This is a genomic window from Bradyrhizobium sp. 45, assembly GCF_023073155.1.
Classification (GTDB): Bacteria; Pseudomonadota; Alphaproteobacteria; order Rhizobiales; family Xanthobacteraceae; genus Bradyrhizobium; species Bradyrhizobium canariense_D.
The window spans coordinates 78,069-97,589 of sequence record NZ_JADPIX010000035.1; the positions used below are offsets into that span (position 1 = coordinate 78,069).

14 protein-coding genes are annotated in these 19,521 nt (G+C 60.8%); 9 read left to right on the top strand and 5 right to left on the bottom strand.

What is annotated here, in order from left to right; translation table 11 throughout:
- Positions 1 to 11: 11 nt before the first annotated feature.
- The 4 genes from tssM to IVB42_RS05495 are packed head-to-tail and all read left to right on the top strand — an operon-like array spanning position 12 to position 6,828.
- Positions 12 to 3,542: a type VI secretion system membrane subunit TssM gene (gene tssM, locus IVB42_RS05480; protein ID WP_247362320.1), complete on the top strand. Its 3,531-nt coding sequence runs from the start codon at positions 12 to 14 to the stop codon at positions 3,540 to 3,542.
- Complete coding sequence (gene tagF / locus IVB42_RS05485; RefSeq protein ID WP_018457625.1) at positions 3,539 to 4,240, top strand: type VI secretion system-associated protein TagF; 702 nt, start codon at positions 3,539 to 3,541, stop codon at positions 4,238 to 4,240. Before tssM ends, tagF begins: the two co-directional genes overlap by 4 nt.
- A 6-nt stretch (positions 4,241 to 4,246) precedes the next feature.
- Positions 4,247 to 5,023 (top strand): protein phosphatase 2C domain-containing protein, encoded by a 777-nt coding sequence (locus IVB42_RS05490; RefSeq protein ID WP_085348552.1) that lies wholly within the window; start codon positions 4,247 to 4,249, stop codon positions 5,021 to 5,023.
- Entirely contained in the window at positions 5,020 to 6,828 is a 1,809-nt protein-coding gene (locus IVB42_RS05495) for a serine/threonine-protein kinase (protein ID WP_247362322.1), read from the top strand. Before IVB42_RS05490 ends, IVB42_RS05495 begins: the two co-directional genes overlap by 4 nt.
- 9 nt (positions 6,829 to 6,837) lie before the next feature.
- Here the strand turns inward: IVB42_RS05495 and IVB42_RS05500 are convergent, their stop codons facing one another.
- Positions 6,838 to 7,821: a DUF4424 domain-containing protein gene (locus tag IVB42_RS05500; RefSeq protein ID WP_085383672.1), complete on the bottom strand. Its 984-nt coding sequence runs from the start codon at positions 7,819 to 7,821 to the stop codon at positions 6,838 to 6,840.
- A gap of 98 nt (positions 7,822 to 7,919) precedes the next feature.
- On the bottom strand, positions 7,920 to 8,480 hold the full coding sequence (locus tag IVB42_RS05505) for a hypothetical protein (RefSeq protein WP_231191009.1): 561 nt from the start codon (positions 8,478 to 8,480) through the stop codon (positions 7,920 to 7,922).
- On the opposite strand from IVB42_RS05505, the gene IVB42_RS05510 reads away from it, so the two are divergent.
- The 3 genes from IVB42_RS05510 to IVB42_RS05520 are packed head-to-tail and all read left to right on the top strand — an operon-like array spanning position 8,479 to position 12,591.
- On the top strand, positions 8,479 to 10,089 hold the full coding sequence (locus IVB42_RS05510) for a hypothetical protein (RefSeq protein WP_240543156.1): 1,611 nt from the start codon (positions 8,479 to 8,481) through the stop codon (positions 10,087 to 10,089). The genes IVB42_RS05505 and IVB42_RS05510 overlap by 2 nt on opposite strands.
- A 57-nt stretch (positions 10,090 to 10,146) precedes the next feature.
- A complete protein-coding gene (locus IVB42_RS05515) occupies positions 10,147 to 11,925 on the top strand; it encodes a caspase family protein (protein ID WP_247362325.1) in 1,779 nt (592 codons plus the stop codon).
- An 18-nt stretch (positions 11,926 to 11,943) separates the two neighbouring features.
- Positions 11,944 to 12,591: a DUF4384 domain-containing protein gene (locus tag IVB42_RS05520; RefSeq protein ID WP_247362327.1), complete on the top strand. Its 648-nt coding sequence runs from the start codon at positions 11,944 to 11,946 to the stop codon at positions 12,589 to 12,591.
- 18 nt (positions 12,592 to 12,609) lie between these two features.
- Here the strand turns inward: IVB42_RS05520 and IVB42_RS05525 are convergent, their stop codons facing one another.
- Together IVB42_RS05525 and IVB42_RS05530 are read right to left on the bottom strand one after the other, a co-directional pair.
- Positions 12,610 to 13,596, bottom strand: coding sequence for a hypothetical protein (locus IVB42_RS05525; protein WP_026233408.1), 987 nt, complete (start codon positions 13,594 to 13,596; stop codon positions 12,610 to 12,612).
- A gap of 157 nt (positions 13,597 to 13,753) precedes the next feature.
- Complete coding sequence (locus tag IVB42_RS05530) at positions 13,754 to 15,598, bottom strand: caspase family protein (protein ID WP_247362339.1); 1,845 nt, start codon at positions 15,596 to 15,598, stop codon at positions 13,754 to 13,756.
- A gap of 706 nt (positions 15,599 to 16,304) precedes the next feature.
- Here IVB42_RS05530 and IVB42_RS05535 point away from each other — a divergent pair.
- Both IVB42_RS05535 and IVB42_RS05540 read left to right on the top strand, forming a co-directional pair.
- The gene (locus IVB42_RS05535) at positions 16,305 to 16,865 is read left to right on the top strand and encodes a hypothetical protein (protein ID WP_026233406.1); all 561 of its coding nucleotides are present in this window, start codon (positions 16,305 to 16,307) and stop codon (positions 16,863 to 16,865) included.
- Positions 16,866 to 17,509: 644 nt separating this feature from the next.
- A complete protein-coding gene (locus tag IVB42_RS05540) occupies positions 17,510 to 18,469 on the top strand; it encodes an OmpA family protein (RefSeq protein WP_018457614.1) in 960 nt (319 codons plus the stop codon).
- A gap of 287 nt (positions 18,470 to 18,756) precedes the next feature.
- On the opposite strand, the gene IVB42_RS05545 is transcribed toward IVB42_RS05540, so the two are convergent.
- Positions 18,757 to 19,521, bottom strand: a 765-nt coding sequence (locus IVB42_RS05545; RefSeq protein ID WP_247371188.1) for an IS66 family transposase, incomplete at its 5' end; no start/stop codon positions are given.

Below are 19,521 nucleotides of genomic sequence, written 5' to 3' on the forward strand. Positions count from 1 at the left end.
GGTACGGTTAGATGCTTGCCAAGGACATTCTTCGCATCGTTCTCTACGGGGTCGGGCTCAGCTCGCTCGGAGCGGTGATCTATTTCGCCGGTCCCTTCATCGCATTCGGCGATTGGCGGCCGCTGGAGAACCATATCGTCCGGCAGATCGCTATTCTGCTGCTCACCACGGCCGTGGCAGGCATCGTTGGCCTCAATCTGTTCAAGCGGCGCAAGGGTGCCAAGGAGATTGCCGATGGTATCGCTGGTGCAGACCAGCCCGTCAGCGATGAACCAGTGCTCAAGGAGCGCATGAAGGATGCGCTCGCGACGCTGAAGACCGCCAGCGGCAACAAGTCGGGCTATCTCTACGATCTCCCCTGGTACGTCATCATCGGTCCGCCCGGCGCCGGCAAGACCACGGCGCTTGTCAATTCCGGGCTCAAATTTCCGCTCGCGCGCGGGGCAACGCCCGCGGCGATCGCAGGGGTCGGCGGTACCCGCTACTGCGATTGGTGGTTTACAGAGGAGGCGGTGCTGATCGATACCGCCGGCCGCTACACCACCCAGGACTCCAACAGCAAGGCCGACAAGGACAGCTGGCTGGCGTTCCTGGACATCCTGAAGAAAAGCCGGTCGCGCCAACCGATCAACGGCGTTCTTGTCGCCATCAGTATCGAAGACATCCTGACGCTGCCGAAGCAGGAGCTCGCACTTCATGCCGATGCCATCAGGATGCGCCTGCTCGAGCTGCATCAGAGACTCAAGGTCAGCTTCCCAGTCTACGCGCTATTTACCAAAGCGGATCTCGTTGCCGGCTTCACCGAGTATTTCGCCTATCTCGGGGAGGCCGGCCGCCGTCAAGTCTGGGGTGCCACGTTCCAGACCGCCGACAAGACCCAGAATCTGGTTGGGCAGATCCCGTTCGAGTTCGACCGTCTGCTGGAGCGCCTGAGCGAAGAGACGCTCGACCGTCTGCAGGACGAGCCGACGCCCCAGCACCGCGTGCAATTGTTCGGTTTTCCGGCACAGATGGCGCGGCTCAAGCCTCAGATCCACGATTTCCTCAACCTGATCTTCGAGCCGACGCGCTATCACGTGAACGCGAACCTGCGCGGATTCTACTTTACTTCGGGTACGCAGCAGGGCACGCCGATCGATCAATTGATCGGGTCGCTGGCGCGCACGTTCGGCGCTGAGGAAGTCGGTTCCGGATCCTATTCGGGCACGGGCAAGAGCTTCTTCCTTGCCGATCTGATTTCCAAGGTCATCATCGGCGAGGCCGACTGGGTCTCGACTGACCGTGCCGCGGTGCGCCGCGCGCTGGTCCTGAAGACCGCAGCCCTGTCATTGATCGGTCTGGTCTCGATCGGGCTGATCGCAGCTTGGCTGGTGAGCTACAAGCGGAACGCCGATTTGATCGAGCAAAGCCTGCAGGCGGATAGCGAGTATGCAACCGCCGGCGCGGCACTTATCAAGCAGACGTTGATTGCCGATCATGATCTCGACAAGGTGCTGCCGCTACTCTACCGGCTTCGCAACGCCCCGGCGGGCTACGGATCGCGCGGCGAATCGGTGCCTCTGTCGGCTCGCTACGGGCTCAGTCAGCGCGCCCGGCTGCTGTCGCCCTCGAAAGCGGCCTATCACACCGCGCTTGAACGCATGTTCCGACCGCGCCTGCTGTATCGCCTGGAAGAGCAGCTCAATGCGCGCATAAACGAGCCTGCCTTCGTCTATGAGGCGCTCAAGGTCTATCTGATGATCGGTGGCCTGCAGTCGCCGGATCGCGAGTTGATCCGCTCCTGGATGCAACGTGACTGGGCGGATAATCTCTATCCTGGCGCCACCAACGCAGAAGGGCGGCGTCTGCTCGACGAGAACCTCGTGGCAATGTTCGACCTCGAGACCGAACAGCCGCCCTTGGTCGAACTCGACGGCCGGTTGATCAAGCAGGCCCAGAACTCCTTGGCGCGCCTGAGCGTGTCGCAACGAGCGTACGAGTTTCTGAAATCGGAGGCTCGCGCGTCGATCGCCGGCGACTGGATCGCCGGCCGCCATGGCGGACCCGACATGGGTGTCGTGTTCGAAACCACGACCGGGCAGCCTTTGGACGCCGTGCGGGTACCTGAGTTCTTCACGTATAACGGCTTCCATCAGAAGTTCGTCGCCCGGCTGTCCGGATTGTCTGAGCGGATGAAGCGGGAGCGATGGGTTTTGGGGGATGCCGGCCAGCAGTCGGCCATCAACCAGCAGTACGACAATCTGGCCGGCGATCTGCTCAGCATCTATTCAAACGATTTCGTGACGACCTGGCGAACGGCGCTCGGGAGCCTGCGCCTGAAGAAGCTGCTCGCCGACAAACCGAAATATGAGGTGCTTCGGGCGCTTTCGGCGCCGACCTCGCCGATGCGGCAAATTCTGGAGTCGGTGCGCGACGAGACGGTGCTGACCAAGGAACGGGCGAAGAGCGCTTCGGCGCCAGCTGCCGCATCGGCGCCAGCACTCTTCACGAATGCTCAGGATGGACCGCCTGGCACGATGATCGAAGCACAGTTCAAGCCTTACCACGCAGCGCTCGAAGGCGAGAGCACCCGCCGGCCAATCGACTCGACCGTCGCGAACCTGAACGACATCGCGCAGAACCTGACGCTGATCATCGAGAATCCCCAACTGACCGCACAAGCCACAGCTGCGCTCCAGAACCAGGTCGCAGCGCTCCGCAACAACGCCTCGCGCATGCCGCCGCCATTCTCCGATATGTTGCGAGCAGCAGCCGCGGAGTTCGAAGGTAGCATCGCGGCTTCAACCGCCGGACAAATCCTGCAAACGTTGCGCGATCAGGTCACGCCGGTCTGCCAACAGACCGTGACTAATCGCTACCCGTTTATCCGCGGCAGCGGCCAGGAAGTTCCGCTCGCGGATTTTGCCAAATTGTTCAGTCCGAATGGCGTTATGGACAGGTTCTTCACCCAGTACCTGGCACCTTATGCCGACACGTCGCGGTCGGACTGGGCTTGGCGAAAGGAGAGCCCCGTTGGTCGGTCGTTCTCGCCCGAGACGCTCAAACAATTCCAGAATGCGGCTTATATCCGGGATGCGTTCTTCCAGACGGGCGGCGGTGTGCCCGCCGTTTCATTCGCGATCCGACCCCCTGGGGCACCGGGACCAGGCGTGACAGTTAAGACCGAGATCGGTGGCACCACAATTGCGAGCCCAACCATTGCCGGATCGGCCCCTCCGTCCTTGTTCGGCGGGCCGCAACCTACGCCACCGCCACAGCCGCAGACCAACTCGCCGACTACTATCCTATGGCCGGGCCCAGCGCCGCGAACGGCAATTTCAGTCAGTAACGATACCGGCCCGCCATCCGTACTTGAGCGCATTGGTCCCTGGTCGTTGTTTCGGATGTTGGAGGCGGGCTCGTTAGTGGTGAAAGCGGAAACGGCCAGCGCGAGTTTCATCGTCGCCGGGCGCGAGCTCAACTATCAAATTTCGACCGGATCGTTGCGCAACCCGCTGAACCTGTCAGTGCTGCGCGAGTTTCGTTGCCCGACCGGGATATGACCATGCGTTGCGGGATATTCGGCAAAATCGGTGCGAAGCGCGATTTCATCGCGATCGCGACCCCGCGCAGCTTCCTGGAAGCCTGGGAGCCGTGGGTACAGGCTGCGCTGTCAGCAAGTCGCCACCAGCTTGGCCCAGGATGGCAACAGGCCTTTCTGACCGCGCCGGTCTGGCGGTTTTGGCTCGGCGCCGCGATCTGCGGCACGACAGTGGCGGGTGCGATCATGCCCTCGCTCGATGGGGTGGGGCGATACTATCCCTTGACCCTGCATGCGGTGACCGGCGAGGCCGTCTCGCTGCCGCCGCCGAGCATTGATCCGCAGGACGAATGGTTCGGGCAAGTGGAGGCGTTCCTGCTTTCGACCCTGGATCGGGCCGCAACCTTCGAGCAGATCTCCGATGCATTGGATCGGCTTTCGGTGCCACGACTGCAGGAGACCATCACCGGCGATCCGCCGGTCACGTCGCTTGGTACTGCGGCAATGGGGAGGGCTTCGGCGGTCGAAGCCTTCGCGGCGTCGTTTGCAGCACTTTGCGCTGCCAACCCACAGGTCTACGCCGCGGCTAGCTTCTGGTGGACCGCCGGAGGGGAAGGCTTCCCGCCAATGGCGCTGAGTTGTCGCGGATTGCCAGATCCGTTTCACTACGTCACGCTGCTGACCGGTGATCTCGGACCCGCGGCATCCGGGAATGGATGACGCGCGATGGTGCATATTCCGTCCTTGTTCGATGTTGGCAGCGTCACCCATGCCGGACGCGTGCGGGAGCGGAACGAGGATTCATGTTTGGTACGAACCGACGTTGGTCTGTGGGCGGTCGCCGACGGCATGGGGGGGCACGAGGCCGGTGATCTCGCCAGTCGCATCGTAGTGCAGTCGCTCGACGCTATCGCTACACCAGAATCAGCCGCAGACCTGCTGGCGGAATGCGAGGAGCGGCTTTTCAGCGCAAACCAGCAGATACTGGCGCTTAGTCATGAACGACAGGGTGCCACCGTCGGGACAACAGCGGCGGTTCTGCTCGTTCGCGATAACTACTATGCCTGCATATGGGCGGGTGACAGCCGGGTCTACCTTATTAGTCGCGGCGCAATTCGCCAGGTCTCGCATGATCACAGCGAACTGGAGGAGCTGATCGCAAAAGGTGCGCTGTCGCGCGAAGACGTGAATGATTGGCCGAGCAATGCCATTACGCGTGCCGTCGGTGTCGCCGATGATCCGGAATTCGAGGTGGTGACAGGCCCGGCCGAGCCAGAAGATATCTTCGTGATCTGCAGCGATGGCCTGACCAGGCACGTGCAGGACGACGAGATCCTGCAGCACGCGGCTACGCGACGCGCCCAGGCGGCTTGCGATGACATGCTCGCGCTGGCTCTTGATCGTGGCGGGCTTGACAATTTGACGATTGTGATCGTGCGACTACTGACGCCACGATCTCAGGGGACGACAAGATCTCCGCTCAATCGGGAGCCGCAACCATGAGTCCGAGCGATCCGTTCCGATCGTCCTATCACGGCGTGCCGCCCGGCACCCGTCTCAATGGCATTTACGAGATCGAAGCGATGATCGGCGCGGGCGGCATGGGTGAGGTCTACAAATGCCGTGAGATCCAGACTGGATCGCCTATTGCGGTGAAAATGCTACTGCCCGACGTGGTTGATAACGAGGCCGCGCTCGCGCTGTTCCGTCGAGAGGCCGCGGCACTCCACAATCTTCCGCACGACGCGATCGTTCGCTACTTCCTGTTTACCGTCGAGCCGGTGCTGCAGCGACCTTATCTCGCGATGGAGTTCGTGAATGGCCGCTCGCTCTCGAACATGCTCGATGATGGGCCGTTGACCTTCGAGGCGCTGATCAGGCTGAGGCAGCGTGTCGCATTGGGACTGGAGGCCGCACATGAGCACGGCATCATCCATCGCGACGTGTCTCCGGACAACATCATCATTCCGCTCGACGACGTCAGTCGGGCCAAGATCATCGACTTCGGCATCGCTCGGTCGACCCAAATGGGCGACAAAACCATCATCGGCTCGGGCTTCGCCGGCAAGGACAACTACGCATCGCCGGAGCAAGTAGGGTTGTACGGCAATGACGTGACTGCGAAATCCGATGTCTACAGCCTCGGTCTTGTGCTGTTCCATGCGCTGACCGGACAGAAACTCGACATGGGCGGCAGCCAATTTCAACTGGTGGAGAAGCGCCGGCGTGTGCCCGATCTCGGTGGTGTGGATATGCGCATCCGACCTTTGCTGGAGCGGATGCTGCAGCCTGATCCGGCATTGCGCCCCACTATGGGGGAGGTCGCCAGCTGGACGCCAACCGGTTCCGCCCAGACGCCGGCCGCGCCGTTATATGGCTTCGATCCGCTGCGGCGGCCGGAAAGCGCGTCGCCGGCGCCGCAGGACAGGATGCCGGAGATCGCGCGGAGTCCGCGCCGCCTCTGGCTGGGGGCGGGCGCCGCGGCATTGTTGCTGCTGGTCGGCGGTGGTGGATATGCCTTCTACAAGCTGGTTTGGTCAGCGCCAGGCACCGCGGTCTTGTCGCCACCCCCGAAACTCGCCGGAGCAATGGCGCCGCCGAAGGTCGAGCCCGCTGGACCACAGCCCGGACGCCAAGAGCCGGAGAAGTTGCCCGCGCAGCCGACGGCGACGCAGTCTCCGGCACTCGATGGGCCAGGGCGCGCCGAGCGCATCCGCAAATACGTGGCCCAATATTCCGGCGGTGACTGCTTCTTCGTGTTGCCGATTGCCGTGAGCCCAAATGCCGCTGTCATCGAAGGGTTCGGTGCCTCGACCGTCCCATTCGACACGTTCGACAAAGCGTTTCGGCGTGAGCAGGGTTTCGAGGCTTCGATCGGCGTCAGGCAAGTGACCCAGGCGCAATGCCCAGCCGTCAAGTTCTTGAGTCAGGTCGGGAGCGATCAGGCGCGAATGCCACGCATCACCTTGTCAGCGACAGAGCTGAAGGGCGGTGAAACCCTCAATGGGACCATCGAGAACTTTGCCAACCGCGTGGTGGAGCTCCTGATGGTATCTGATCGCGGCGAAGTTCAGAGCCTGTCTTATCTTCTGAAGCCGGGCATCGACTCACTTTCGTTTACGCTCCCGACAGCGCGCGCGAGCGGTCCGCAACTGCTATTGGTCGTGGCGGTCCCGCAGGTTCTCGACTCGTTGCGCCAGCCGCGACCGATCGCCGCCGACACGTTCTTCCTGCAGGCGCTAAGCGAGGCTCAGCGCAATAAGATGACTGTCATCGCGGCCGTGCGCTACGTGCTGCTCACCAATTGACCGGCACGCTCAGAATGTTCCGATCACCAGGATTTTCAGGTCGGCATCCGGCTTGAAGTCGCTTGCCGTATATTCAAGCGTGTTTCCAGTAGCGGACGATGCCTTTAGCCGCCCAGGACAGAAGCTCACCAAGCGGTCGCTGCCGCCTGGGTCGATAGTCAGCTTGAATGACCGGATCGGCCCAGCCCAATTCGCGCCGGTCTTGAGCACGTACGATATGCGCCGCTCCTGGAGATTTGCGCCGTTGGTCTGGTTATTGCCCGTGCGCTTGTCGAGCTCGGCAAGGAACGTATCCTGGATGCAGTATTCTTTCCGGTAACGCGCAACTTCCTGACCGAGTGCGCTGCTGCGGCGCAGGCTCGAGCGCAGAATGGTGTCAGGACTGGAGCCGACGCTCGGCCGGTACTGGTGTTCGACCGTGACGCTGCGCACGGGCGGAAACAACTGCTGGCGCACAGCCGAGGTCTTGACGGTCCACCCCGGCGCATATTGCTGGCGACCGTTGTCGCTCATTCCGGCAGGCATCAGAAGTCCGTCGTCCACAAGCCGGGTCCGGGTCGCCGCGGGCAGGTCGGTCACCCGGATCTCGCGGCCACCAATCGGCAGCAGCGGCAACTTGAGTTCGCGGAGCAGGGCACTGACATCCCTGTTGCCAACCATGGCGCGCTGATCGACGGTCAGCGGCGCCAGGTTGCCATCGACCTTGGTCTCGAATTCGACGAAGTTGATCGGATCACTTGACGGCAATGCAACATTCTCAGCCTCCGACAGGTCGATGTCGGGCAGCGGAAAGGCAACATTAAGCGTGACCGGCTTGGCGGTGAGGTTGGCGAATTGGTAGCGAACGCTGATTCTGTCGAGCGTGATACGAAGGTTCTCGCTCTCCATGGCCACGTCATTGGTGCGTACGAACTGGAGCCCACCGATCGACAATTCCGCAGCCGAGTCGTTGGCGCGTGCCGGCCAGCCTGTCGCAACGAGCAGCGCGACCATCAGGGCCCGTATAAGGAACGACAGTCGGGCGGAGGGTCCGTTCGGCAAGCTAGTCTGTATGCGGCGTCGCAGCATTTGCCGGCTCCATCCGATGCGGGTCAATCGATCGGTTGATAAAGATCGCCCCACTCGGGCTTCCAGACCCCGTCTGGATCGCACACCACGAGCGCGAGCTTGACGTCGTTAGCCAGCCGGATCGCGCCGCGAAAAGCATCCTGAGCCGGCAATTGCGCGCTGACCTGGTCGGTGGTCAGCCGCCCTTGGCTCGCGGCGGCAGGCAGCACGATCGCTCCGGAGGCACCGTCACTGTCGCGTTTCAGGAGCAGCGTGACCGCGTCGGGCTGGACTTCGTTCACTTGCTCAAATCTATTCCGGGCCATGGTTTTCCTCGGCAAGCTGAAGAAATTTCGGACTATCACCGTCCAGTGATAGAATTGAACGCGATTGAGATTGCTCACCACTAATTGACGCGCGGCATCAACGGCATCTCGGATTAGTCGATCCGACGCGGCGATCGGTTCGGGGTACATTGAGGCGAATATGCTTCGTCCAAAACATTGGATCTGGGTCTTCATCGTTAGCGCGGGCATTTTCGGAACCAAGGCGCACGCCGACGATACTGTCGTACGCAGCTTTACCGGCGGTTCGGCTGCTTCCATGGTCGGCATAGTCCCGGCCAGCGAGGACGTGGAACTCGCGGGACCGCAAGCACTCAGCGCCGACGGGCAGGGCAACCTGTTTTTGCTCGATCAGATCAACGGTCGCATCATCCAGTTTGACCCGAAACAGCCAAACTCCGATCCCGACGTCCTCAAGATGCCGAAAGACGTCCAGCCGACCGATCTCGTCGTCCATGACGACGACATAATGGTTTGGGACGGTGGCGTACGGACGCTGAAGGCGGCGCCGGGGCAATCCACGCGCGGACTCGGCGGTGACGTGATCCAGCTTGAGGAGGTCTCGAGCCGTGGAGCAGACGACCAGGTTGCCGTCTCCGCTTTCGCCCAGATGGGATCGCAGGCACCCGGCAGCGCGGCGGACCTGCTCGATCAGAACACCCGCGCGGCCATCATCAGGACGACCCGGCAGCCTGACCGGCAATACGTGGCTTCTCGAAGCAAGGGCTCGGTGATCGCCGACATCATTCCGGACAAGGGCAATGCCAGCGTCCGGGTCGAGATCCAGACCATGGTCACCAACGAAACCATCGGCCAACTCGGCCTGCGCGTGCGCAACCAGCTCGGCACGGTGGAGTTTCTCGAGATCGACAACAGCGACCGCTTCTACGTGCTGGCCGAGGACGTTCCGCCATCAGGAAAGAACGCCTCCACGTTCGTCGCACGCTATGCCGCGAACGGGCGTCTCGAGGGAATCTATGAGCTTCCTCTGGAAAATACGCCGCTGACCAGACGGTTCGTCACGGTGTCGGGCAGTGGCGATGTCTATTTCCTGCGAACCAAGCCGGACGGTATCGAAGTGATTGGCGTCGGGTTCCGACCTCTGACCAATGCCTCGATTATCGACGTGCGGCCGTCGCGAACGACGACGGCGCCGGCACCACAATCCGGCGTCAAATTTGACGCTTCGGCCGCCGTGAGGCCGTCCAATCGCCAGCAGGCGATCGAGACCGCGTTTGCGTTCGAGGGTATCCAGTGGAAGCTGACGCAGGCGAACTACGGCAACGATCCCGACAGCCAATGCAGCGGCTTCAGCCGTGTTCGTCGGCCGTGGTATCTGCAGGGAAAAGTGAACCAGGAGGTGCGCGGCGTACCGTATTGCTGGGGCTGCCACGGTTCCCTCGCGAACTTCCGGCAGCGGATCGAGAGCGGAACGCTGGCTGGCAATGTGTGCACCCGCAATGCGCCACGGCCCGATGTGGCGGGCGTCGACTGTTCGGCATTCGTCAGCGCCGCGTGGGGGCTCTCCGTCCACTATACGACTGCAGCTATCCCCGCGATCGCTGCGCCCGTGGCAAATCCTTGGGACCTGAGGCCCGGCGATGCGCTGAACAAGCCAGGCTCGCATGTGATGCTGTTCCTGCGGTTCACGCCTGATCGCAAGGCCGAGGTGATGGAATCCTCGACCGGTGGCTGCAACGGCCGCGTCTGTCGCAACGTCTATCCATTGGCGAGCTTGCTCGCGCGCGGCTATGTTCCGGTCCGCTTTCGAGCGTTCGCGGATGATCAGACGACGGTTTCAGCGGGCGCCTATCAGGAGCAGACTGAACAACCGCCGGCGGGCCGCAAAACGGCAGGCAAAAGGCGCTGAACCCAGTGTGTCGCCAGAGCTACAAAATGGGTAGGCATGATGTCGAGGTGGATCACGATGCGGATGCCCAGAGGACTTGACTGCGGGATCGGGCGGCTGTGCGCCACCATCGGGCTCGCCGCGTTGATCGGACTGACAATCCCGCGGGCGCATGCGGCAGGAGATTTGTCGCTCAGCAATCCAGATGGGGCGGCGGTGCGTGCGCTCGTGATCGGGATCGACGACTACCAGCACGTGCGCAAATTGAAGGGTGCGGTCGCTGACGCTACGGACATCGTGACCAGCCTTAAATCCATGGGGGTTGGCGACGTCGTCGAACTGACTAACGCGCAGGCCGACAGGGCAGGCGTCCTGCGCGAGATCAGTGCACTGGTGGAGCGGACCAAGAACAACGACCTCATCTTTCTGTCGATCGCCGGCCATGGCACCCAGGAGCCGGAGCGCGTCAAGGGCGCGGAGCCGGACGGGATGGAGAACGTGTTCCTGCTGCCAGGCTTTGAAACCACGCCAACCGGGTCCGTTGAGCGGGTTCTGGGCAGCGAGTTCAACCATTTCATACGGCAGTTCGAGCTGCGCGGAGCGAGGGTGATCTTCGTGGCTGACACCTGCCACGGTGGCGGTATGGTGCGCGACATCGATCCGCGTGCCGCTGAGATGAGCTTCCGGCAGGTCCCGCGCTACACGTTGCTGGTCGACGAACTGAAGCCGGTGTCGGACAGCAACGATCCGAAGTCTGAACTTGACCTTGACCACACGGCGTTTCTGGCCGCGGTGGACCGCTACACCAAAGCGCCGGAAGTCCGCATCCCTGGCATCGATGGCCTACGCGGGGCTCTCAGCTATGCGGTCGCGCGTGCGGTGGAAGGTAGCGCGGACATCAATCACGATGGGAAGGTGACGCTTAAGGAGCTTTTCAGCAACGTTCGGCAGGTGGTCTATCAGCTCTCGGACCAGCGCCAGAATATCGTGACTGTATCATCGCCAGCTCAGACGCCGGATACCGACGTCGCCTTCGGATTGACGCGCGGTGTCGTGCTGATTCAGGGGCCGGCCGCGAGAGCGGCCTCGGGTCAGGCCGGAGCCGGGGTGCCCGTCGATGGACAGGCGCCCGCACCGCCGGCTGTCACGGCCAAGGCTCCAACCATTCCGACCCTTGCGGGGGCGGCCAAGGAACTTCCGATCGCCGGCGCGCCGGGGCCTCTACGCCTCGTTGCACCAATCCGGCTGGCGGCGCTGGACGGCAAGACTAGCTATTTTGTAAGCGTGAAGCCAAAAGATGTTTCCGTGCAGGCTGTTCAACCGACGGACAATCCCGACCTGATATGGGATCCTGTGTCGCACGACGTGATCGCTTGGGGTGATGTGGTCGCCTACGGGATGGACGTTGCCAGCCTGCCGACGGTGATTGATAGGACTGCGGCAATTCGTGAACTCAAGCGCATTGCGACACGGTCGCCGCAGGTGATGCGTATTTGGCCAGACGATCGCCAACAACGTGCTGGCCAGACCATTGAAGTTGACCTATCTGATGTGGCATCAAGGGCGGTGCTGCTGTTCAATGTGTCCGGCGACGGCACCATCCAATTGTTGTATCCGGTGGGTGCTGATGCGGCGTTGGCCAGATCGGCGAGTTTGCGCCTACCGCTCAGGGTCGGCGAGCCGTTCGGTGCGGAACAGATCGTTGCGGTGACTTCGCAGCAACGCATGGTCGAGCTTGAGACAGCCCTAGTACAGTTCAACCGGCGTCGCGCCTCGGGGCAGGTGATCAAGAGTCTCGAGCGTTACTTGCCCGCGGACGCGCGAATCGCCTCGATCGGCTTCTTCAGTGCTCCCTGACTCTTAGGGGAGCACGCCATGCCGTCATCGCAGTCGATCCGCCGCCAGCGAGCATGGTTCGCATTCCTGCTGCTACAGGCGGGCAGCGGACCTGCGTCCGCAGCACCGTTGCCGACGGGGGCGTTGCATATCGGCACGACGTACGTACCTTGGCTTTGGCCCGCACAAGCGGTGCGCAGGCAGACCAATACCGCGAGTGTGTCCCTTCAGATCCTGCCGAGTCAGACCGTCAACGTCGGCGCCAAGGTCTCGTTCGGCGTCACCGCCAGGAGGCCTGGATATCTCATTCTGGTTGACGTCGACTCGGAAGGGCGGATGTCCCAGATCTTTCCGACCCCCGAGCTATTGGCGCAGTCGAACGAACGCGACATTAATCTCGTCAAGCCGGGTGTCGAATTTGTCGTCCCTGCTCCGGCGGCGCGGCAGCGTGGTTTTGAATATGTCGTCGCACCGCCGACGGGGTCCGCAGTGATGATCGCCATCCTGAGCGAGCTGCGCGTGCAATTGCTCGATTTGCCGGACATGCCTCGCAAGCTGGAAGGTCAGGCGGACGCGTTGAGCTATCTATCGGCCTGGACCAGTGAGCTGCGCGTGCCGGACAACAGCAGCGGAAAGCTTGTGACGAACAATTGGTCGTTCGACGTCAAATCCTATTCCATCAAGTGAGTCCTGTGAGGCTTGGGGCTATAGCTTGCTCAGTCGGCTGAAGAAGCCACCGCGGGCGATCATGTAATGAATGTCCTTTGGAAAGGGAAAAGCACTGCGAATGTTGGAAATCGCGTGCTGGAGGAATTCCCCGTCCAGCGGCGCAGGCTTATGCCGCGGTTGGTCCGCGACCTGCGGTATCATGAAGCGATCCACGAAAGCCGCGTCAAGATCGTTGACCCTGACCATCTGTCCAAATGCCGGGAACAGGTCGTAATGACCCAAGCTTACGTTGAGATTCTTGAGGGCAGGGCGCTGAGGCTGGGTTTGATTGCCATCGGCCGTCGCCAGCCCGCGCCCGATCAGGTCCAGCTTCACCGATTGCGGGAGAGTTGACGGACCATACACGATCTCGAGGGCGTGGCCGCTCTGCCCAGATAGCCACTGGTACCAAAAGGTCGCATCGTCGGGCCGCGCATTGGCACCGTAAAGGCAATCAAATCCCCAACAAGCCGTCAGCTTCCCCTGATACTTTCCGAGGCTCCCGACGAGATTGCGCATGCCGTTACCACCGCCGGAGTGGCATGCGATGATGAGCTTGCCGATCTGGAGCTGAGGAATGGACGTCGAGGAGATACCCAGGAACCTGGCCAGAGCTCCAAGGATCTCCTCGAGATAGCGTTCACCCCAGTTCGCGGTGGCCAGGTCGGACACGCTGTAGTTTCCGGCAAAGGTGTTGCCCACAGCATATTCGTAGCCCAGGAAGGGCGCGATGAGCACCACGTCCTTGCCGGAATCCCGGACCTGTTCGCGCAGCCGCGCTGGATCGTTGTGGAAAAGGAATTCATGGTTTTTGACGTAGAAGCCGTGAAGCCAGATCACGACATCGAACTTGGTGGCGGCTGTTGGGTGCTTTGGCGGAAGATAAACCGCCGTTGGTTTCATGCCGGGCGCCTGCCGCTTCGTGAAGAGCGTCACCCCAGGAAAGGCGTTGGCGTCCTTTTGCTCAAGCTCACACGCAACCACGCAGGTCGCTCCGATTCGGCCACATCAGGCTTGGGACTCTGACGTTAGCTCGGCCACTTGCCATGCTTGCGATCCTAAATCCACCGGGCCTGATGGCTCCGACGCGCCGTGACAACTCGGCGCCGTGCCAGCGCGCAGTTGTGTAGGAGCGGTGAGGCTAATGGCATACCTCGACATTGGCCTCGTTGCCTGGCCCGCCACCGCCGCGATATTCGAGATGGCAGCCGCGCTGGACCGGACGGCAGCTGCTGGCGTTGCATATGATCTGAGGACTGGCCGTCGCATGGCCCACCGCAGCGCCATAGCCGCCTGCGCTCGCCTGCGCCCGCTGACGCAATGGCCGATCCTGCCGCTGACTGTCATTGCTCTTGGCGGCATTGACGGGCCTGGCGCGCTGTTTCTCGCATTCATTGTCGTCGTTGAGGAACGAGCCCCTTGCACAGGAGATTCTGCTGCAGTGGTCGCCGGCAGCCTTGTAGCCATGATCACAGATCAGGGGACAGACGCGGGACGGCTTGAGCTTGATTGCGTCAAGCGCGTCGAGACTTGCGAGCTTGGCGTCAAATTTGGTTCCCGCGTGCTGGTTGAAGAGAGCCAAGGAGCGCTGGGAGGCTGCATTCCATTGGCCATCTACGCTACCGGTGAAGCAGCCGACGCGGTTCAATTCGCTTTGTACGGATTTGGTGATATCGGCTTTTGCGATATCGGTCTGGCGCGGCTCGGCGCTGAGTGCGGCAAGCTTTGGCGGCGTATTGTCGTCAGCCAGCGCAGCGACTGTAGGATTGTCCGCGAAGGCACTCCCAACAGCCGGCTTATTCCCGGAGAGAGCCGCAACGATTGTAGATTCGGACGCAATTCGTTTCCGTTCTGCCTCGGTGGCCTGCTCCTGCGCGGCCTGCTTCGCCTTCTCGGCGGCAATTCGGGCGTCTTCCGCAGCCTTCAGATCCGCGGCCGCCTTCTCTTGGTCGGCACGCTGGGCGCCCTGCGACATCAGCCGAGTTTTCTGCTGTTCCGCCTGCTGCGCCTTCGCTGTTGCCGCGACGCGTGCGTCCTCAGCATCGAGCTGATTAAGCTGCAGCTTGGCAAGATTTGCGTAGTATCCGTCCGGATGCTGGTTCAGGAACGCGTCCAGAGCGGGCTTGTTGCGTAGTTGCAAGGCCAATTCGTAATCACGACGAATTTCTGCCTGGGGGTTGGCTGCTTGCACCGGCTCATCAGCCTTGGCAGCGGGAACAAGTGCAACGTCTTCGCCGCCCAGCGAGCCGTAGACATAGGGCTCCTGTCGGTTGCCGGTGGCTTGCAAGACATCATCGCGGACGAAGCCGAAGGCCCTACGCAAGTCGAGCCCCGGCTTTGCGATGTACTTTACGAGAGCCGTCGCATACGGACTATTCTTGCTGTTGCCATCGAGGGCGGTTAGTCCGGCTTTCGCGGCAAACGCGATCAGCGTGTTGGAGACGGCGGGTTCGACCCTGGCCAGCCCGCGGCTGATTGATCGAGAGGCAACTGTACGCTTCATCGAATCGGCAAACGGATTGTTGCGGCACGCGTCGACGATCACCACGCGCAACTGTCTCGCAGGCTCGATTGCCAGCAGGACGCGGTCGAGTGAGAATGCTTCGTCATAAATATCAGTGTCACGTTCGAGTCTGGCGTCGGTCGGGATCAGATAGTTTGTCCCGTCGATCTCGATGCCGTGGCCAGCATAGTACACCAGGGCTATGTCCGCATTGCGCGCCTGATCGGCGAATTCTCTCAGGGCCCGCCGCATATCGGTCGCGGCGAGGTTGAGCCTTGAGTCAACCACATCGAAACCTGCGCCCTTCAAGGTTTCAGTGATGGCGGCAGCGTCGTTGGCCGGGTTTGGGAGCAGAGGGGCATTCTGATAGTTGGCATTGCCAACCACCAAAGCCACGCGCTTTGTCGCCCAGGCTGGCTGGGCTGCCAGTAACAGCGAAGCGGCAAGAAGAAGCAAAACTCGAAGGTGCCTGTATAACCTCATGGCGAACACCCAACCTATGCTCATCGAATGATAACGTCGCGAAGATGGCCGCGTAAGGCATGATTACTGAATTCACACGCCACTGGCCGCTGGCCTATCTCCGTACAGTACCAGTTTCGAGCCCGATCCATTCCTATGTGTTGTCTGGCACTGCGCTCGCGTTCAAACGGCACGGAAGAAATCGCGGGCCGGCGCTGTGTGCCGTTTCATGAGGATGATGGGCACCCGCCAGTATCGATGTCTCGCGCTGGCGAATTAAGCTTTTGAAATTATAGGATTATTGCACTTAAGGCGTGTTCGCGGCAGTGCAGCAGAGCCTCTGGCTTAGTTCAAACGAAGATTCCGCGGTCGGCAGATCGAGGGGACGTGAAGTCCAGGACGCCGGCTTGCGGGTCAATCTCTCGGTTACAGCTTGCGCGGAGGTCAGGAGCCCGTCAGTTCGGCTTTCCATGGTCCCCGGTGCTCGATCTTCAGGTTCCTGCCGGACGCTCGCCCCGGCAACTGCTCCTTCGCAACGAGGGAACCAGTCTCCGAGTCGCGAAGGCGGGCCTTGGTCGACCAGTCGATCGCGTCGGTGGCCGCTGCCGGAAGTCGTCAGTGCGCAAGTCGCCAGCCGACTTAATCAGAAAGCCCTGAATATAAGCCGCTCTATTTCGAACGATAGCGTACGGAGATACAATCGCAATTCCGAACTTTGGAGAAGTTGATGCCCATTCCGTTGAGGATTTACATCACGCCATTTGCCGATAGGGGGAGCGTTGAGCCCGGGCAATGGAGCAGCGAGACAGCCAAGAAGGCGCTCGACGTGGTCAATACGATCTGGTCAAAGGCCAAGATCGCGTTCGTGATCAGCGATTGCTTGATGGAGAAGCCGCTCGACATGGCAAAGAGCGCGCGCAGCAATGACCAGCGATTGCTGGGTGTTCTTGCCTCTCGGCACGATCCGGACAATGCCGTCCACATCTACCTCGTCAATTCGATTGAAAATCTGGCCGCCGGTGGAAGCTCATACCCCAATAGCCAACCGGAGCCGGCAAGCTTCGTCCAATGGTATGGCAATGACCACGCCAATGGACGCGCCTGGGCTCACGAGCTCGGCCATCTAATGAGCCTCGATCACGTCGAGATCGACTATTCCAATGAGAAGCAGGCGGCGCGGCGTGTCAAGAACCTCATGACGATAGGATTGAGCGTCGGTTCTGACCTGACGGGCCAGCAGATTGATGCAGCCAAGGGTTCAAAGCTGGTCAAGCGATTTGGTGGATAAGTCCGTGGCCGGCCGCAGAATTTGTCAGCTCCGTCGTTCTGCACGTTGCGCGCCTTCGTTCCTATTCGCGAGATCCTCGTCGCTCCAATCCAGGCGTTCGGCGCAAGAGTCCATGATTGCGATCACGCTGGTAACCACTTCTCCCGCTTTGGGAAAAGCCATCCGCAATTAATATGCAAATGACCCCAACGATGAGATCACCAACGACCATGTCAAGTGCTTCCGGGATATTGCAGCTGCGCTAGACGACGCTTACCGTTTCGCTCTATTTTTGATGGGCGATCAGGCAGACGCAGAACAAGCCGGCAAACGTACTATCCAGATGCACTGCCGATTTAACGTGGTTGGGTAGCGGCCCTCCAAGTCTAGGGCGATCGCGCAAAGTCGTCGTGCTGTACGAATTCCAGGGCCCGTCCTATCGCGACTCTCTTATATCGTAGCTGCTCCGATCGCGACAGTGATGTCGCGTATTGCACAAGCGCATACTCCTTCGGTGCCAGATCGAAATGGGAGCAAGGTCACAACCTTCGTTGCAGCTGTCGATTTGAACTTCTCTTTTCCTGCCTGCACTAAAACAAGGTGGTCCTGCGGCCGTCCGGACGATCACCGACGAGTTCCTATTTGTCGATTGCAGGTCGAAGAGAATGTTCCACAAAACCGGTCCGGGCAAGGTTGACGTCGATCTGGATTTTTCGGGAGTGGGGGTTTTGCACGCGCGGCTTTGGAATTTCGATTTCGATGACTTTGCCGGCTACCAGTTTCGGGGCTTGAAGACAGAGCACTTCGAATTTCTGAAGAACAAGGTGGTTCCCCTGGTGGAGCACGACGCTGGTCAGATCTGGATGACGGGATCCGCGAGCCGGATCGGTACGGCTGATTGGAATATGACGACATCAGCCAACCGCGTCATTACGGTCGCGCGGTCTCTGTCAGAGATGGGCATCCGCCCGGAGCAAATGCAGACGCACGCCATCGGCAATACGCAGACGGCAAATCACAGGCTGGACGAAGACAACGATAGATCAGTGGTCCTTTGGGTTCTGCCTAAGGTCTATTTCGAACCGATCATAAAGCCAGACTTGCCGCGACCCGTTCCGCCGAAGCCAAAGGTCAGTCGAAATTTCAAGATAGCCATGCTGCTTGAGGTCGACGGTTCGATCTCGTTTGCAGCGAGAGCGGCCATCAAGCGCATCGTCAAGGGCAGGGCCGGAGCCGGGATTGCGTTTGCCAGCGCGTTGTTCTCCATATGGGACACGGAAAACAATTTGAAGTGCACCTACGTCTATGCGGCGGTCGGCCTAGGCTTCGGCTTGACCCTTCCGAAGACCGGCGGCAGATCGGGTACTCTGCATGGCCCCTGGAATTCGTTTACGACCGAAAAGCCCATCTCCTGTTCGCAGTTCGGCAAGTCAATGCGCTTTACGACTATCGGGATAGGGGACTTAAGCAAGAACTGGATCTTGCTCGAAACGCCCAGAGGAGTGAAGGACGTCTACTTGAGCATCAGCACGGGCACGACCATCGGCGGCGGCGCGTCGACCTACCCAGCCCATTTGAGCGCTTTCGTCCCGCTGGAGCGACCGAAGCCGTTTGGCGGGCCTTGAGTGAATCGGCTCATCATAACCTTTAGCCGGCGTCGGCGAGGGGAGCTCCGGGTTGACCCGCCGTAGTGATCTCAATGGGTCAAAAAACGCCGAAAATGTCAGAATAACCTTTGAAGACACTACAGTATTTCGAGACTTCCAAGCTGAATACGAGGGTTCGATTCCCTTCACCCGCTCCATCCCAACAATTGATGCATCTTGATTGACCGTAAGCGCGATTTTCTCCGCACGATGACGCCCGCGCTTTTGACGGATGGCCTTCGTATCGAGGGCGGCATCTGACCCGTTCAGGCAGCGGCGGTTTTGGGGAAGTTGAAGGGCAGCAGGTCGGTGATATCGGCGTCGTCGGCGCGCTGAGGCAATTCGGTGAGCACGTGGCGCAACCAGGCTAACGGCTCGACGCGTGAGGCGCGGCAGGTCAGCATCAGACTGTAGACGACGGCACTGGCCCTGGCTCCCTCGACGGTGTCGCTGAACAGCCAGCTCTTTCTGCCAGTGGCAAAGATTCTGATATCGCGCTCCAGGAGATTGTTGTCGATCGGCATCCTGCCGTCTTGCGTGTAGCGCGTCAGATATGACCATTGGTTCAGAGTGTAGGATACGGCATCGCCAAGCTTGCTGTCGGGCAAGACCTTCGGGGCGATTTGATCGAGCCATTCCTTGAGGGCGTTCAGGACGGGAATGCTGTGTTGCTGGCGGAAGCGGCGAATGCATTGATCTGGCGTTTCGCCTCTGTCTGGTTTTTCGTCCCGCGCCTGCCTTTCAACCCGGTAAAGCTGTTCGAAGAACCGCAGCGCCTGCTCTGGCGGGCCGCCGCCCTTCTTCCTCGCCTTGAGGGCATCGACAAAGCGCCGTCGGGAGTGGGCCATGCATCCAATGTGGGTGGTCCCTTCCAGCGTGCGCCATGCGGTATAGCCGTCACTCATCACGATGCCACGGTAATCGCCGAGGAAGGCCTGCGGGTGGATCTGGCCGCGGCCCGGCTGATAATCCAGAAGAACGATGGGCTCGTGACTGCCCTGGCCGCTGCGATAAGCCCACATGTACGATGT

Excerpts from the sequence above, each read along its gene's own strand:
- tssM (WP_247362320.1), top strand. The coding sequence starts at position 12 with ATGCTTGCCAAGGACATTCTTCGCATCGTTCTCTACGGGGTCGGGCTC.
- tagF (WP_018457625.1), top strand. The coding sequence starts at position 3,539 with ATGACCATGCGTTGCGGGATATTCGGCAAAATCGGTGCGAAGCGCGAT.
- IVB42_RS05490 (WP_085348552.1), top strand. The coding sequence starts at position 4,247 with ATGGTGCATATTCCGTCCTTGTTCGATGTTGGCAGCGTCACCCATGCC.
- IVB42_RS05495 (WP_247362322.1), top strand. The coding sequence starts at position 5,020 with ATGAGTCCGAGCGATCCGTTCCGATCGTCCTATCACGGCGTGCCGCCC.
- IVB42_RS05500 (WP_085383672.1), bottom strand. The coding sequence starts at position 7,821 with ATGGTCGCGCTGCTCGTTGCGACAGGCTGGCCGGCACGCGCCAACGAC.
- IVB42_RS05510 (WP_240543156.1), top strand. The coding sequence starts at position 8,479 with ATGGTCGGCATAGTCCCGGCCAGCGAGGACGTGGAACTCGCGGGACCG.
- IVB42_RS05505 (WP_231191009.1), bottom strand. The coding sequence starts at position 8,480 with ATGGAAGCAGCCGAACCGCCGGTAAAGCTGCGTACGACAGTATCGTCG.
- IVB42_RS05515 (WP_247362325.1), top strand. The coding sequence starts at position 10,147 with ATGCGGATGCCCAGAGGACTTGACTGCGGGATCGGGCGGCTGTGCGCC.
- IVB42_RS05520 (WP_247362327.1), top strand. The coding sequence starts at position 11,944 with ATGCCGTCATCGCAGTCGATCCGCCGCCAGCGAGCATGGTTCGCATTC.
- IVB42_RS05530 (WP_247362339.1), bottom strand. The coding sequence starts at position 15,598 with ATGAGGTTATACAGGCACCTTCGAGTTTTGCTTCTTCTTGCCGCTTCG.
- IVB42_RS05535 (WP_026233406.1), top strand. The coding sequence starts at position 16,305 with ATGCCCATTCCGTTGAGGATTTACATCACGCCATTTGCCGATAGGGGG.
- IVB42_RS05540 (WP_018457614.1), top strand. The coding sequence starts at position 17,510 with ATGTTCCACAAAACCGGTCCGGGCAAGGTTGACGTCGATCTGGATTTT.